The sequence below is a fragment of the Methanosaeta sp. UBA458 genome (genome assembly GCF_002496085.1).
Lineage (GTDB): Archaea > Halobacteriota > Methanosarcinia > Methanotrichales > Methanotrichaceae > Methanothrix > Methanothrix soehngenii.
Genome location: NZ_DAIK01000101.1, coordinates 1,656 through 17,415, shown reverse-complemented (window position 1 = coordinate 17,415; position 15,760 = coordinate 1,656). Strand labels below are relative to the sequence as shown.

Annotated in this window: 10 protein-coding genes and 2 tRNA genes; 6 read left to right on the top strand and 6 right to left on the bottom strand. The window is 54.5% G+C overall.

Going from position 1 to position 15,760, the window contains the following annotated elements; translation table 11 throughout:
* Together BP822_RS07030 and BP822_RS07025 are read left to right on the top strand one after the other, a co-directional pair.
* Positions 1-5,024, top strand: a 5,024-nt coding sequence (locus tag BP822_RS07030; RefSeq protein ID WP_286878043.1) for an SdrD B-like domain-containing protein, incomplete at its 5' end; no start/stop codon positions are given.
* Positions 5,025-5,218: 194 nt separating this feature from the next.
* A complete protein-coding gene (locus BP822_RS07025; protein WP_048131888.1) occupies positions 5,219-5,611 on the top strand; it encodes a hypothetical protein in 393 nt (130 codons plus the stop codon).
* Between the two features lie 85 nt (positions 5,612-5,696).
* On the opposite strand, the gene BP822_RS07020 is transcribed toward BP822_RS07025, so the two are convergent.
* The 4 genes from BP822_RS07020 to BP822_RS07005 all read right to left on the bottom strand — a co-directional run bounded on the left by BP822_RS07020 (position 5,697) and on the right by BP822_RS07005 (position 8,073).
* Positions 5,697-6,905 carry an MFS transporter gene (locus BP822_RS07020; protein ID WP_013718828.1) on the bottom strand — a complete coding sequence of 403 codons (1,209 nt, stop codon included), beginning with the start codon at positions 6,903-6,905 and terminating at the stop codon, positions 5,697-5,699.
* 6 nt (positions 6,906-6,911) lie between these two features.
* Entirely contained in the window at positions 6,912-7,145 is a 234-nt protein-coding gene (locus tag BP822_RS07015; RefSeq protein ID WP_013718827.1) for an Lrp/AsnC ligand binding domain-containing protein, read from the bottom strand.
* Between the two features lie 91 nt (positions 7,146-7,236).
* Positions 7,237-7,722, bottom strand: coding sequence for a tetratricopeptide repeat protein (locus BP822_RS07010; protein WP_013718826.1), 486 nt, complete (start codon positions 7,720-7,722; stop codon positions 7,237-7,239).
* A gap of 6 nt (positions 7,723-7,728) precedes the next feature.
* Positions 7,729-8,073: a DUF3467 domain-containing protein gene (locus BP822_RS07005; RefSeq protein WP_013718825.1), complete on the bottom strand. Its 345-nt coding sequence runs from the start codon at positions 8,071-8,073 to the stop codon at positions 7,729-7,731.
* A gap of 116 nt (positions 8,074-8,189) precedes the next feature.
* Between BP822_RS07005 and carA the strand changes: the two genes are divergently transcribed.
* The 4 genes from carA (at position 8,190) to BP822_RS06985 (ending at position 12,867) form a co-directional block, all read left to right on the top strand.
* Positions 8,190-9,338 (top strand): glutamine-hydrolyzing carbamoyl-phosphate synthase small subunit, encoded by a 1,149-nt coding sequence (carA, locus tag BP822_RS07000; protein ID WP_048131886.1) that lies wholly within the window; start codon positions 8,190-8,192, stop codon positions 9,336-9,338.
* A gap of 3 nt (positions 9,339-9,341) precedes the next feature.
* A complete protein-coding gene (gene carB, locus BP822_RS06995) occupies positions 9,342-12,584 on the top strand; it encodes a carbamoyl-phosphate synthase large subunit (protein WP_276619573.1) in 3,243 nt (1,080 codons plus the stop codon).
* Positions 12,585-12,713: 129 nt separating this feature from the next.
* A tRNA-Val gene (locus BP822_RS06990) sits at positions 12,714-12,787 on the top strand.
* Positions 12,788-12,794: 7 nt separating this feature from the next.
* Positions 12,795-12,867 (top strand) — tRNA-Phe (locus BP822_RS06985).
* Positions 12,868-12,972: 105 nt separating this feature from the next.
* Here the strand turns inward: BP822_RS06985 and BP822_RS06980 are convergent.
* Positions 12,973-15,156, bottom strand: coding sequence for a hypothetical protein (locus tag BP822_RS06980; RefSeq protein ID WP_286878042.1), 2,184 nt, complete (start codon positions 15,154-15,156; stop codon positions 12,973-12,975).
* Positions 15,157-15,437: 281 nt separating this feature from the next.
* A partial coding sequence (locus BP822_RS06975) for a hypothetical protein (protein WP_286878041.1) occupies positions 15,438-15,760 on the bottom strand: 323 nt, incomplete at its 5' end.

Sequence of the window (15,760 nt, the reverse complement as noted above, 5' to 3'; positions counted from 1 at the left end):
CTCGGGACAACAACCACAATCCAGAAGGAGATAGCTCCCAGACAGCGGAATTCGTGGTTGAGGCTGCTCCAAACAATCCGCCAGAGCTAATGGATCTGGCCGCTGATCTGGCAAGCCCACAGCTTCTGGGAAGCAGGATCAATTGGACAGCAACGGCCAGCGATGCGGAAAATGATACCATATCCTACCGCTTCCTGGTCAACGATACCCCAGTCACCGACTGGCAGCCCGAGAATCTGTTCGCCTGGACGGCAACAGAAGCCGGAACGGCATTGATCACCGTGCAGGTCAAAGACGATCAGCACGATGGACCCGAAGGCGAGAGCGGAAACAGAAGCGCTGAGTTCGCCATAACAATGCCTCTGGCAGAAGAAGCTGCTCAGGAGGTCGCAGAAGCAGAACCGGTCGAAGAGGCCGCTGCTGAGCCGAATGAATCACCAAGCATCACAGAGCTTTCAGCCGATCTGGGAAGCCCCCAGGTTCTGGGAAGCAGTGTCAACTGGACAGCAGTTGCCAGCGATCCGGAAGATGATCCCATATCTTATCGCTTCCTGGTCAACGAGACTGCAGTCACCGACTGGCAGGCAGAAAACAAGTTCATCTGGACTGCATCTGAGGCCGGATCATTCCTGATCACAGCCCAGGCCAGGGACGATCAGCATGAGGGGCCGGAGGGCGATAGCGGAAACAGAAGCTCCGAGTTCGTCATAGTGCCGCTCGAAGAAGAAGCTCCCTTTGCAGAGGAACCTGCGGAGGAGATCGCTCCCGCTGAGACAAACGTCACTGACCAGGTCAATGTGACAGCTCCCGCCAATGTCACAGATGAAGAGAATGCCACCGCTCAGGCCAATATGACCGCTGAGGCGGAGAATGTGACTGAAGTGGTGGAGATCCCAGAGGATACTCTGGCCCCTCCAGTGACTGAGAACATCACCACTCCCATCGCACCGGAGAACATCACCGAGAACCTGACCGAAGAGGTATCTGAAGAGGATGCAGAGGTCGTAGCTCCTGTTGTGGAGAATCAGACCCCTGTGCTGAACTCTCTGATTCCGGATATCATAAGCCCCCAGAAGCCAGGGGTGACTGTAACCTGGACCGCCAATGCCACTGACGTGGACATGGATCCGTTGCTCTTCCGGTTCTTCCTCAATGGACCGGCAACAAATGGAGCCTGGGAGCCAAAGACAGAATGGATTTCAGATGATACCTGGGCCTGGGTGACATCCTCAATAGATCGGGGAGAGAACCAGGTGAAAGTTCAGGTTAGAGATGGACAACACTCTGGCGAAGACGGCTTTGACTCCGAGTACTCCGGCTACTTCACCCTCGCCGAGCCGAAGATGAACATCTCGGGCCTGGTATATGAGGACAAGAACGGAAATGGTGTGTCTGACAGCGGCGAGGCCTTATCCGGCTGGACGGTACAGATAACCAAACCGGATCAAAGCCAGGTTAGCGTCTTAACCCGAGAGGATGGAACCTATAGTTTCCAGGATCTTGATGCTGGAAGCTACACCATCAGCGAGACTCTGCCCTCTGGCTGGGTGGCAGCAATTCCCGAAGGCGGATCTCATAACGTCGATCTATCCGAAGGAGACGTTGAAGGCCTGGACTTCGTCAACAAGCTCGTCCAGTACACCATCTCCGGCAGGAAGTTCAACGACCTGAACGGCAACGGTGCCTTCGACGGCGAGCCGGGAATGGAGGGCTGGACGATTGAGCTCTCTAGAGACGGCAGTTTGATCAGCACTGCCACCACGGAAAAGGACGGATCCTATAAGTTCGCAGAGCTATCCCCCGGAAGCTACACCGTATCCGAGGTCGAGCAGGCTGGCTGGACCAGGACTGCACCTCCTGAAGGCTCCTACACCGTGGAGCTGACGGATGGGGATGTAGCAGACATAAACTTCGGCAACCACGGCTCCTTTGCCATATCAGGAACCAGCTTCCTGGACAGCAACGGCAACGGCGTCAAGGATGAGGGCGAGCCGGGCAGGGCTGGAGTGGCCATTCAGCTATCCCGCGACGGTAGCGTCATAAATGCCACCACCACGCTTGAAGATGGCTCTTATGCCTTCCGCAATCTGTCTCCTGGAACCTACAGCATAAGCCAGGTCGCTGCAGAGGGCATCAATCAGATAGCACCTGAAGGCCCCTGGACGGTTGAGCTTAAGGATGCCGATGTGGCCGACAAGGATTTCGCCAACAGCGGCGGTCTTTCCATCTCCGGCCAGAAGTACTATGACATCAACGGCAACGGCCTGCAGGACGAGGATGAGCCTGGCATTCCCGGCGGGGAAGTGAGCCTGGTCGAGAACGGCAAGGTAGTGGCCAATACCACCACCGATGAGAACGGACTCTACAGCTTCGAGAACGTCCTGCCTGGGACCTACACCATAAACGATCCCGTCCCGACGGGCATGGTCCTCACCACCTCTTCCACGGTCACAGTGACCATCAAAACGGTAGTGGTGACCAACGTCAACTTCGGAATACGCGGATCTAATTCCATATCCGGAATGAAGTACGAGGATCTGAATAGCGACAGCACCAAGAATCCCGGTGAGAAGGGCCTTTCCGGCTGGGAGATGGTCCTGACCGGGAGCACCTGGTTTGGCAAGCCGCTTCCCACCCTTACCGCCACCACGGACAACAACGGCAACTACAAGTTCGAGAGGCTCCTTCCCGGCACATACAAGGTTAGCGAGACCTCAAGAACCGGCTGGACGCAGACCGCTCCAGCGGGGGGGAGCCACAGCATAGTCTTCGATGTGAGAACACCTCCCAGAGAGGCAAAGGACAACGACTTTGGGAATAGATTGGCAGCTCAATCCATCTCTGGAGTGAAGTACAACGATATCAACGGCAACGGGGTCAGAGATCCCGGCGAGCCAGGAATGGGCGGCTGGAAGATCAACCTGGAGCCGGCTGGAGGAGGGGTGATAAAGGTTGCAACCACCGAAGCTGACGGCTCTTACAGTTTCACGGATGTTGCCTCTGGAACCTATACCGTTCGGGAGATTCATCAGCCCGGATGGGATCAGAAGGCACCAGCGAGTGGCACTTATACCGTCACCCTGGATTCATCCACTACCAGCGTTTCTGGAAAGGATTTCGGCAACTGGAATCCATTGCCTGCCAATCCATCACTTATCCCGGACAAGAGCAGTCCCCAGAGGTCTGGAACACCGATCATCTGGACGGCCAGGGCAGATGACCTTGATCCTCTCCAGTACAGATTCCTGGTTAGAGGGCCGGGAATCAACCTGGACACCGGCTATAGCAGCAGGAGCGTCTGGACCTGGAACACTCTCGGCTATCCTGCCGGTAAGTATGAGGTTGAGGTCTGGATCAGGGATGGACAGCATTCTGGCCCAGGAGGATACGATGTCAAGAAGACCGTCTCCTTTAGCCTGACCGGCGGCAATCTGCCGCCCAGTGTGCAGGTCCTTTACACCGACCGGCCTGAGCCGCAGTATGCCGGCAGCTGGATCAAGTGGACGGCTATAGCCTCTGATCCAGACAGAGACCCCTTGCAGTACCGGTTCTTCCTGCGCGGTCCTGCCACCCGCGGATTCTGGGTGGATATGACCGGCTGGGGCAAGAGCAACCAGTGGATCTGGAGGACCACTCCTGCAGACGTGGGCTACAGCGAGGTGCTGGTAGCAGTCAGGGACGGCAAGCATGCCGGACCTGCCGGCTCGGATGACTATCAGGTTGGCCGGTTCTTCATCATGAATGTGAACCTGCCTCCGGTGATCACCGGCCTGGGCACGAACCTTCCCAGCGCACAGCCAGTAGGAGCTACCATCAGATGGGCGGCCACCGCCAGCGACCCGGAGGGCAATCCGCTCTTCTTCAGGTACTGGATGAGGGGTCCATCGACCGGCGGACTGTGGCGAATGGTCCGCGACTGGTCCACCGATCCAACCTGGACCTGGCCGACAACGCCGGCTGATGCGGGCACCAGCGAGATCAAGGTGCAGGTGAGGGATGGCCTCCATTCCAGCCCAGCCGGATGGGACGATGATGCTGGTGCGCTGTTCACAGTGCGGCGGCAGAATCTGCCCCCCACTCTGATCTCCCTTGGATCGGACAAACCCAGCTCCCAGAAGGCAGGAACGCCTGTGACCTGGACAGCAATAGCGACTGACCCGGATATGGAGCCACTGCTTTACCGGTTCTGGCTGAAGGGTCCATCCACCGGGAACAGCTGGAAGATAGTGCAGGACTGGTCATATAAGAATCAGTGGACCTGGGCCAGCCTGCCGTCCGATGGCGGAGCCTATACGGTCTATGTCTATGTCCGGGATGGCTGGCATAATCCTGAGACCGGATATGATAGCGCTGTGGGGGCCCCCTTCATCCTGGCCCCCAATCAGCCGCCGGTTCTGACCGCTCTGAAATCCGACCGCCTCAGCCCTCAAGGAGCTGGAACCCCGGTTAAGTGGACCGCTGCGGCAATCGATGCAGATAAAGATCCGATATACTACCGGTTCTGGTTGAAAGGCCCCTCCACCGGCAACGTCTGGCAGATAGCTCAAGACTGGTCCCTGGCGAACCAGTGGACCTGGTCCAGCATGCCAAATGATGGCGGAGCCTATACGGTCTACGTCTACGCCAGAGACGGCTGGCATTACCCTGACACCGGGTACGATAGCGCTCTGGGCTCCTCCTATCAGCTGATCTCCAATCAGCCGCCGGTTCTGACCGCTCTGAAATCCGACCGCCCCAGCCCCCAGGGAGCTGGAACCCCGGTTAAGTGGACGGCAACCGCTAGCGATGCAGATAAAGATCCATTGTATTATCAGTTCTGGCTGAAAGGCCCCTCCACCGGCAATGTTTGGAGGATCGTGCAGAGCTGGTCAGCTAAGAATCAGTGGACCTGGTCCAGTGCTCCCACCGATGCTGGCAACTATAGGGTCTATGTGTATGTCAGAGACGGCAAGCATGCCCCAGCCAATGCTTATGACAGTGCCATGGGCCAGGGCTATATGCTGCAGGATATGGTGAGACGGTAGGAGCCAGCACATCGAATAGAAAGGCAAAGAGACTGCAAATAAGCATAATGCCTGCAGCTTCTGGATCGGAAAGGATGCAAAGGCTGCTGGCTTGAAGCTTTTTGAGGTGGGCAGAGGAGAAATATGCCCACCTCCGATTTTTCTTTCCAAACGTCAGTTAGATTTAAATCCCTTTCATGCAAGCAAGACGGTTCATGATAAAGCATCTCATTTCGGCTGCCGTGCTCCTAATGCTGGCCAGTACCACCCTGGGAACGACTTGGCTTTATACCGATCCTCTATCCTTCCCGATATCGGAATATTATTCAGCCAACGCCGCCTTCAATATCACAGACACTGCCCTCACCAGGATCGCTGGTTTTACCTATTACTCCACCCTGGGCGAGGACTTCTATATGCGTGCCATTCCGGTCAACTATACAAATGTCACCAACTCTATAATGATCACCAGCGCTGGAAAAGGGACCGCATCTTTCCTGGCCTCTCCCACCTTCGACGGCCATGCAGAGAACAATCTGCTGTATGCCAAAGATAAATCCTCATTCCGAGTGGGTGGCCAGGGCTCCTGGACGAATTTGAGCCAATAAGGATACTGGAACGGATCGCTGCCGAAATCGGGCTGGCGGGAGTTGACCCCTCCTGCAGCTCAATTGGTCTTTTCTGTCACCCTTTTCAGAGCCTATCGGCATCTTCCCTGCTATTTACGGAATCCTCTTTTGCTTCCCGGATGGCAACAGCTCCCAAAGTTATTGCCAGGGCGATCAGAGTGAAGGCATACAAAGCGCCATCAATTCCCTGCATATCCGCCGCCAGCCCGGCCATGATAGGGCCCACCACCACTCCGGACATACGGGCAGTATTGAAGATGCCATAGGTCTCCCCCCTCCGAGATGCATTGGTGGTATCGGCGACGAGTGCGGCAGCCGCCGGGCTGCATATGCCCAGGCCCAAACCCAGGCCGGCAAAGAGGATCAGTACCTGGATGAGGTTTGAGACTATGAAGAGAAGCGCAAATGAGATCAGGCCAGCCAGGCTGCCCAGAAATATGAGCCATTTTCTCCTCCCTCGATCTGCCAGGCGGCCGAAGTAAATGTTGGAGATGGCAGTGATTCCTCCATAGACCAGATAGATGAGCCCTATATCGGTGGTGGAGAAGCCCAGAGCCTTGGCGTAGGAAGGGAGAAGGGTGATGTTGAAGCCGCCCACCACCCCTGACCAGAGGATGACCGCGCAGCAGGCGAGAAATGTGATCGCATATCCAGGGGCGATGAGTGGCTCCTCTCTTCTTTGAGGCTGCTCATCAGCCTTCGGGACTATGCCCCTGGATTCGGGTACTTTAAAAGTGACTATGATGATCGATGCTATTCCCAGGAGGGTCCAGAAGTAGAAGGGTGCTTCAAGCCCCATCTGATCATAGAGCGCTCCCCCCATAAATGGACCTAAAGCCAGGGCGGAGTAAAAGGCAGCATTGTAAAAGCCCATGGCGGCTCCTCTGCTGTGAGCACGAGACTGGTCTATGATCAGGGCCATGGCAGTGGGCCAGACGAAGGCGGCACCGACACCCCCCAGAGCTCTTATGAATAGCAGGGTATAGGCGTTCTCGGCATAGATGTACAGAGGTGGGAGGACTGCAAATGTCATCAGTCCTATGAGCATTAGCCTCTTTCTTCCCATCCGGTCGGAGAGGCGGCCTATAGGCACCTGGACTAGCAGCTGCGACGCTCCGTAGATGGATATTATGAACCCGAGCAGGGTGTAAGATGCCCCCAGGTCCATAACATAGCTGGGAAAGAATGGTACGACCAGAGTGAATCCCAGGACGGCGACGAATACCGCCAGATAGAGGGGCCAGAGCGAACCGGAATCCTTGGTTATTTGCATCCTGTCCTAGAACTTCAGCTCCATGCCCAGAATGGTCTGAGTATTGGTCACTCCGTTTATCTCCCTCACATTCATCACTGCCCGGTTGAGGTCGGAGATGCCTTCCACGTCTACTATGGCGATGAAATCCCTCTCACCGTATACGGGAACGACCTCGCAGATCCCTTTGATCTTCTCCAAGCGATCGTGGACTGCTTTCTCTGTCCCTGGCTCTACATTGATCATTATAAAACCCTTCATAGCCTCTCACCTCCCCGTCCAGTTGATGATTCAAAGAGCTTTCCTGCTATTACTCTTTTCTCTCTGCCCCGCCATCCGGCTCGCATTTGGCCTAATCCCCGCTCTGTCCGTCCCTTTCCAGGATCTTTTTCTGCACCATCTCTATCTCATCCTCCAGGCGCTTTAAAGAGAGCTTCTCCCGGGCAAGGTACAGGCAGTTGAGGGCCTCCTCCAGCCTTCCCATAGCGGTTAGAACAACCGCAGTGGACTCGAGGTCTATGGCATCTCCTCCCTTTTCCAGGACGGTATCGTAGGCCTCCAGGGCCTCAGGTAGCCTCTTTTGGTTTCGAAGCAGAAATGCACGGTTTCGCAGAGCATCGAGATTACTCGGATCGAGGGCAATAGATCGGTCGTAGCTCTCCAGAGCCTCATCGATTCGACCCAGGCCATAGAAGGCCACGCCCAGGTTGTTCCAGGCCTCTGGCATATCCGGATTGGAGGCGGTGACAATTTGGAAGTATTCTATGGCTTTCTCAAAATCCATTCTCCGGACGCAATCCATTCCTTTGTGAAGTTGAATCTTTTCTTTGCTGTTCATGGATCATCACATGTAGCCCTGAATGGGGGCAGATTCTCCGGATTTTTCCGTGTTACCCTTCTCGCCAGACCCTGCACCAGGCCTCTTGATTTCCCCAAATTTCTTCTCATAGTCCTTGATATGCTCTTCCAGCCATCTGGCCAGCTCCTTGGCAGCTAGAGGAGATAAGATGATCTCCATCTCGATCTTTCTTTCCATGACGGTGATGTTCTTGTTCCCATCTCTCTGGATCTTGGGCGAATCATTGTAAAAAGCAATTCTGAAGTCATAGGGGCTGTGGCCGCCTATTGCCCCGATGGCATAGATCTGCTTGAACTCGGAGCTGCGCGTGGTCTCTACAGATACTTCCATAGACCGAATTATGGTCTCAAGATTAAAAAAGATGATGATCTCTTTGCTGCGATCTGATCGTCCAACTCATCATCGAAATGTATTTAGACGACCTGGCGTCTTGTTTTCCCGATAATATGATTGGGCTCTTAGGGTTAGAAGACGGTACACGGGTGATAGGTACCGGTTTTGGTGCGCCCGGCGTTGTCGCGGGCGAACTGGTCTTCACAACCATCATGTCCGGTTATGAGGAGGCGCTGACCGATCCCTCTTATCATGGAGAGATGCTGTTGTTCACTTATCCTCTCCAGGGCAATTATGGGGTGAGCGGGGACGATTTTCAGTCGGACGGGATGTGGCCCAGGGCCATGATCTGCAGGGAGCACTGGGACCGTCCGACTCATCACCGCCTGAACAAAACCCTCAATCAGTTCTTGCTGGATGAGGGCCGGCCTGGACTGTGCGAAGTGGACACCAGGATGCTCACCATTAAGGTGAGAGAACAAGGGGTGCTGAAGGCCGCGGTTGCCGTGGGTGAGAAGGACGAGATAATGGATCTGGATGTGGTGGGCCTGGCCCGATCCCAGCCGGACATATCCAGCCAAGACCTCCTGAGGGATGTCACCTGCAAAAAGCCCTACCGGATTGAAGGCCGGGGCAAGAGGATCGCGGTGATCGACCTGGGGATCAAGAGGAGGATATTGAGAAGCCTGTCAGATAGGGATTTTGATCTGATGGTGCTCCCTGCACATAGCACGATTCAGGATATAGAAGCGGCTGGACCTGATGCCCTGTTTCTGTCCAATGGCCCTGGGGACCCGGAGAGAGCGGAGAAGGCCATCCAGGCCGTGCGCCATTTCGCTGGAGAGATGCCCATATTTGGCATATGCCTGGGCCATCAGGTCATATCCCTGGCCCTGGGAGCGGAGACCTTCAAGCTCAAGTTCGGCCATCATGGAGGCAATCAGCCGGTCAAAGACCTGGGGAAGGGGATCGTCTACATCACCTCTCAGAACCATAACTTCGCTGTAGTTCCCTCCTCCCTGGAGGGGACAGGGCTGGAGGTCACCCAGCTTAATGCCAGCGACGGTACGGTGGAGGGGATCCAGAGTAAGAGCCTGGATGTCATCGCGGTGCAGTATCACCCTGAGGCCTATCCTGGGCCTCATTGCACCACCGATCACTTCTTCAGCTCAGTGGTGGGGGTCATGGATAACAAGAAGGGCAAGCATGGCAAGGATGACAAAAATGGCAAAAATGACCGGGCTGTGCCGGGGAGGGGATAGAGGATGCCCAAAAGAGCGGATATACATAAGGTCCTTCTCATAGGCTCGGGACCCATTCAGATCGGCCAGGCGGCGGAGTTTGATTTCTCCGGGTCTCAGGCCTGCAAGTCCCTGCGCGAGGAGGGGATTGAAGTGGTCCTGGTCAACTCCAATCCGGCCACCATCATGACCGATCCGGACACCGCGGACAAGGTCTATATCGAGCCTCTGGAGCCGGATATCGTCGCCAAGATCATTGAGAAGGAGAGGCCGGATGGAATCATCGCCGGCATCGGCGGCCAGACCGGACTGAACATCACCTCCGAGCTGGCAGAGATGGGAATTCTAGAGAAGTACAATGTGGAGGTGCTTGGGACCTCAGTCAAATCCATTCAGGAGGCTGAGGACCGGGACCTGTTCAAGCAGGCCATGCAGAAGGTGGGCGAGCCGGTGCCAGAGAGCCGGGCGGTCAACACTTTGGATGAGGCTCTGGAGGTTATGGAGGAGCTTGGTCTGCCCCTGGTGGTCAGGCCCGCATATACATTGGGCGGTTCGGGAGGAGGCATAGCCAAGACCCGGGAGGAGCTCTTGCAGATCTGCGACCTGGGGCTGAAAAGGTCCAGGATCAGCCAGGTGCTCCTCGAAGAGAGCGTGGGGGGCTGGACGGAGCTGGAGTATGAGGTGATGAGGGATAGCAATGATACCTGCATCACCATCTGCAATATGGAGAACATGGACCCCATGGGGATTCACACCGGCGAGTCGATAGTGGTGACCCCCATCCAGACCCTCACCGACCATGAGATTCAGATGCTCAGGAGCGCGGCCATCAATATCATCCGGGCTCTGAAGATCGAGGGGGGCTGCAACATCCAGTTCGCGGTCAAGGATGGCGAGTACCGGGTGATCGAGGTCAACCCCCGTGTATCCCGCTCCAGCGCCCTGGCCTCCAAAGCCACCGGCTATCCTATTGCCCGGGTGACGGCCAAGATCGCCATTGGCATGACACTGGATGAGATCAGAAACGATGTAACCCGGGAGACGCCGGCATCCTTTGAGCCGATGGTGGATTATGTGGTGGCTAAGATCCCCCGCTGGCCGTTTGACAAGTTCGTCCGGGCGGACAAGACCCTTACCACCGCCATGAAGTCCACCGGCGAGGTGATGGCCATCGGCAGGAGCTATGAGGAGGCGCTCTTGAAGGCCGTACGGTCTTTGGATATCGACAAGGATTTCGGATACAAGGGAAAGTATGCCACCTGGACGGACGAGGAGCTGCGGGATCTGCTAGTGAATCCCACAGACGACCGACTGTTTGCCATCTATGAGGCTCTGAAGAGGGGGACGAGTCCCGAGGAGATATCGGATATCACCGGCATTGGGCCCTACTTCATCTACCGGATTGTAAATATCGTCCGGATGGAGGAGGAGATAAGGCAGGCTAAGGGAACAAACGAAAATTCCGTTATGGATGCGGATACCCTGCGCCGGGCGAAGAGGACGGGCTTTACCGATGAGCAGATCGGATCGATGGTGGGACGAAGCCGGGAGGAGATAGCTGACCTGCGCCGCTCCCTGAAGATCATTCCCACCTTCAAGATGGTGGATACCTGCGCTGCGGAGTTCGAGGCCACCACTCCATATTACTACTCCTCCTACGATACCCAGTGCGAGCTTGTGCCCTCCGGCCGGAAGAAGGTCCTCATCCTGGGCTCGGGCCCTATCCGGATCGGCCAGGGGATAGAGTTCGACTACTGCACCGTTCATGCGGTCATGGCCCTGCGAGAGCAGGGGATAGAGGCCCATATTATCAATAACAATCCGGAGACCGTCTCCACCGATTATGATACCTCGGACAAGCTGTTCTTCGAGCCGGTCACCCTGGAGGATGTGATGAACATCATTGAGAAAGAGGAGCCCCACGGCCTGATGGTGCAGTTCGGCGGCCAGACGGCCATCAACCTGGCTCTTTCTCTGGAAAAGGAGATCGCTCGCCTGGGGCTGAAGACGAGAATTTTAGGCACCTCGCCTGACAGCATCGACCTGGCTGAGGACCGGGAGAGGTTCAATGCCCTCATGACCAGGCTGAACATCCCCCAGCCCAATGCGGGCATCGCCTTCTCACCGGCTGAGGCGCGGGAGGTGGCGGCAAAGATAGGCTATCCTGTCCTGGTCCGGCCCAGCTACGTTTTAGGGGGCCGGGCGATGGAGATCGTCTATGATGAGAAGGGACTGGACGTGTACATGCAGGAGGCGGTGCGGGTCTCGAGGGAGCATCCGGTCTTGATCGACGACTTCCTGCAGGATGCGGTGGAGATAGATGTGGATGCCGTCTGCGACGGGACGGATGTCCTGATTGGGGCGATCATGGAGCATATCGAGGAGGCGGGAATCCACTCAGGCGACAGCGCCTGCATGATACCGCCCCAGACTTTGCCCGGCGTCGTCTTAGAGGTGGTGCGGGATTATGTGCGCAAAATTGCCCTGGGCCTGGGTGTGATCGGTATCGTCAACCTGCAGATGGCTTACAAGGACGGCACAGTTTATGTCCTGGAGGCCAACCCCCGATCCAGCCGGACCATACCCTTCGTCTCCAAGGCCACCGGCCTGCCCCTGGCCAAGATCGCGGCCAATGTGATGATCGGCAAATCATTGGCCGAGCAGGGGTACACCAGGGAGCCTAAGGTGCCCTATGTGGCGGTAAAGGAGGTTCTTTTGCCCTTCGATAAGCTGCCCGGGGCGGATGCCCTCCTGGGCCCGGAAATGAGGTCTACGGGAGAGGTGATGGGCATTGACTACCAGCTGGGTCTGGCCTTCTTCAAGGCGGAGCTGTCAGCCTACAATCCCCTGCCCCTGGGGGGAGTGGTCTTCATATCGGTCAAAGACGAGGACAAGGCGGCAGCGGCTGTGGCGGCGAGGAAGCTCGTCGATGCAGGCCTGGATATCATCGCCACGGACAATACCGCAGAGTATCTCTCAAAATCGGGAATAAAGGTGGAGAGGGTGCAGAAGATCTATAACGGCAGCCCCAATGTGCTGGACTATATGAAGCGGGGGGAGGTGAAGCTGATAATCAACACTCCCACCACCAAGCAGTCGGTGAAAGACGGCTATCAGATCCGGAGGAGTGCGGTGGACTATCATGTGCCCTATATCACCACCATCCAGGCGGCGCAGGCGGCGGCCGATGCCATTCTCCTCGCCGGGAAGGATCAGGTCACCATCAAGGCCCTGGATGAGTATCATCGGGAGGTCTATTACACCTGATGGGGTTTGGGGAGTTGGGCAGGATGGCGGGTAAGATGCATTCTCGTCCCTGCAGAATTCTCTCCCCGCGTGCCCCCTTCTGCCTGACCGAAGCCTTTATCTGCGAGGAAAGATAGGAAACCTGCTTGCGGGCCCGTGGTCTAGCTGGTTATGACGTCGCCTTGACATGGCGGAGGTCATGCGTTCGAATCGCGTCGGGCCCACCTATCAGCCCAAGTAGCTCAGTTGGGAGAGCGTCAGACTGAAGATCTGAATGTCCCCGGTTCGAGTCCGGGTTTGGGCATATAATTACTGAGTAAATCATTCTGCTAATATCGATTTGCAAGAGTCTATTACAGATATCAATAAAGTTAAAGCTGCCGGTGGCCCGACAGCTACTCAAGGTCCCTCAAGAATCTATGATGGCTACGTTTAGTGTCTCGCCTTCGTATATGTGTAATGGATCGAACTCCCAGTCGACTGCCAAGCCCCCGTAGGCGTTGAAAGCCCGGCTGCGGCCCTCCAAGTAGAAGTGGTATGCTCCTTGGGCCGCTGTGCTCGGCACATTCACAGTCCATGTTAGGACCTTATTGTTATCGTTTACTGCTTTGTGCCAGTAACTTGAGCTGCCGATAATTGTGCTGCCATCCTTGCAGCCGACAAGGCTGATTGACAGATCACGCAAGTGATCCGCAGCCACATTGTAAGTAACCTCCATATCTATACTGCTATTCGGAATTCTGGAAATGATTGGGCAGTCAAGATCCAGATCATTCCAGGCCGCTATTCCTGCTTGCCTCCAGCGAAGGCTCAGGAATTTGACCAAAGGTCGGCTATTGTCCACGACCACATCCACCTCTGGCAGTTCGGGCAAGATGGGATTGTGACCCGCATCGTATAGCTCCAGACGCACCTTGTACTCTCCATTGGAATAGTGATAAGTTGGCCAATTTATGAGCGTATGATACGGATAGTAGTCATTAGCTGGAGTCAATATGGGATAGAATCCATCTGAATCTGGCATTACCTCATGAAACGTTCTGGAGCTGATTCTATATTGATACCAAGACTCCTTGAAAGCTTTAGCCGAACCCATAAAACTATAAAATACTCTGTAGAATGCCGCCTGAGAGTATTCTGGACATCCCACCAGCCGCAACACGCCGCTAAATGGTGTCTCAGCTTCCGGGCGTGCTCCATTTGGCTTGGGCCTGTTGACGCGCACAGCATATCCATCTTTTAGATATGCGATATCTACAGGCATATCATTTATGCCAACTATCCCCGTTGTGGTGCATGGTTGATATCCAGCTGCGCCACATGGGACGCATATAGCATTTCCCCATACATCAATGACAACGTTAGTGGTGGGGTCTTGGAGATTCCAGTTCACATCGAAGAGGCCTTGATCATAAATGGTCTCCAGATTGCCATCGCCATTTGTGTCCTGTTCCACCTTGAACACAATATCTGGCACATCCAGGAATAGCCTCAGTTCAGGCACAATCTCTGCCCAACAGGGCATGAGGCGCAGGATTGGCTTGGCTTTGCGCAGATTGGCAATCATTCTTTTATCTGGCAGTAACTTCAGCAGTTTCTCGTCATCAGGTAGAGCAGGTGGCGATATTGGCAATGGGAAGGCTGCTTTCTCCATCACCGGCTGTTTGTCTCTGGCCAGAGGCTCAAACAGCTCTTCTGATATAGCCCTCCGCGCAATCTCGAATTTCGCCTCTGTATAGAACCGGCTTGTCGAAGGCAGCGCACTGGAATACAAATCAGGTGAACCTGGTGGTGGAAGTGGAATGACCGGTGTCTGAACTTCAGAGCCCGATCTAGACCTGTATTTCATCTCAGGCAAATGTTTCAGCCTGGGATATGCTCTCAGATCGGGTTTGACGCCCAGATCGATGGCATCGATTACTCTGGGCGGTTTAAGTAGATCCCATAAGCAGCGGATGCGAAGCCTCCATCTCAGGATGGCATCTATATCAAAGAGGGGAATGTCCACGCAGAACCGTCCGCACTCGTCAGTCGTTGTTGTGGCAATCTCTTCCCTGCGAATCCAAAACGGGAACAGCCAACACCATGGCTGGCCAGGATAGGGATACCACCACATGAAATGCACATCCACGTCCAAAATGTGAACCGTGGCACCCGGCACTGGACAGTCGTTGCCAAAGATCGGATCTCTCTTGACCACCCTGCCGCATACATTTTGGGTAAGTTTCCAGAATGGAAGGAAGTCATCAATGCCCTTTTTCACAAAGTCTTCTTTTTCGACTATCCCATCCCTTGCCTTAAATACATCCTTTTTAATGGTAGCACTGGGAGCCTTATCTGATTGGACCAGTCGACGTATCAAGCTCTTGGATTTTATTTCGTCGGGGACAACTGCGAATTTTACAGTCTCAGGCAGATCCTTGGTTTTCATTTTTAAATCCAAGTCCAGTTCGTCTTGATCAACAGTCTTTTCGCATAAGATCTTTATCTCTCCACCTTCGTCGCTGTATACTACAGCTTTTAATTTTTCCTTGGATCGCTTTATTCCATCAACTATGGGCTTTATCCTGGCATTCGAATTTTTTTCTGTCATTTCATACCACCTTGCTTTCGACAATTCTTTAAAAAAATATTAGATATTTAATGTTTAATAATAGGTCTGTGGATTCACGACGTTTTTCTCACCTATATACTTATTAGTAATAGTACTAATAGTTAACTAAAAACTATTTTAGATTAATGGCTTATGCATAGAAATAGGGTTCAAATCAAAGTCCTGCACGTTCTACAGTCACGTTTAAACACCAGGGCTCTATATGTTCTCAATATTTAACAGGTCTCTGGAAATCTATGAGGAGGATTACGTGAACGGGATTATACCTTATTAGTCTGATTTCCTATCACTGATTCCTTCCTCTCCTCCTGATTAATCATATATCTCAGCCCCATAAGCGTTACTAGATCGACGAAAAGGTCAAAGAGTTCATAGAGCTGGATGTCAAAGAAGTCGAAGACGTGGACGAAGAAAATATAGATCAGCATCGAGTTCTCGAAAAGATGGTAAGCTTTGAGCCTGTCTTTTCGTATGGTTAGCATCCCTGCCACAGAGAAGCTGCCTGCTAGGGCTGTGAAGCCCAGACGGAGCCAGTCGGCCAGGGGCAGGGACGGCAGAGTTAGGCCCAGGATGGTGAAGGGAA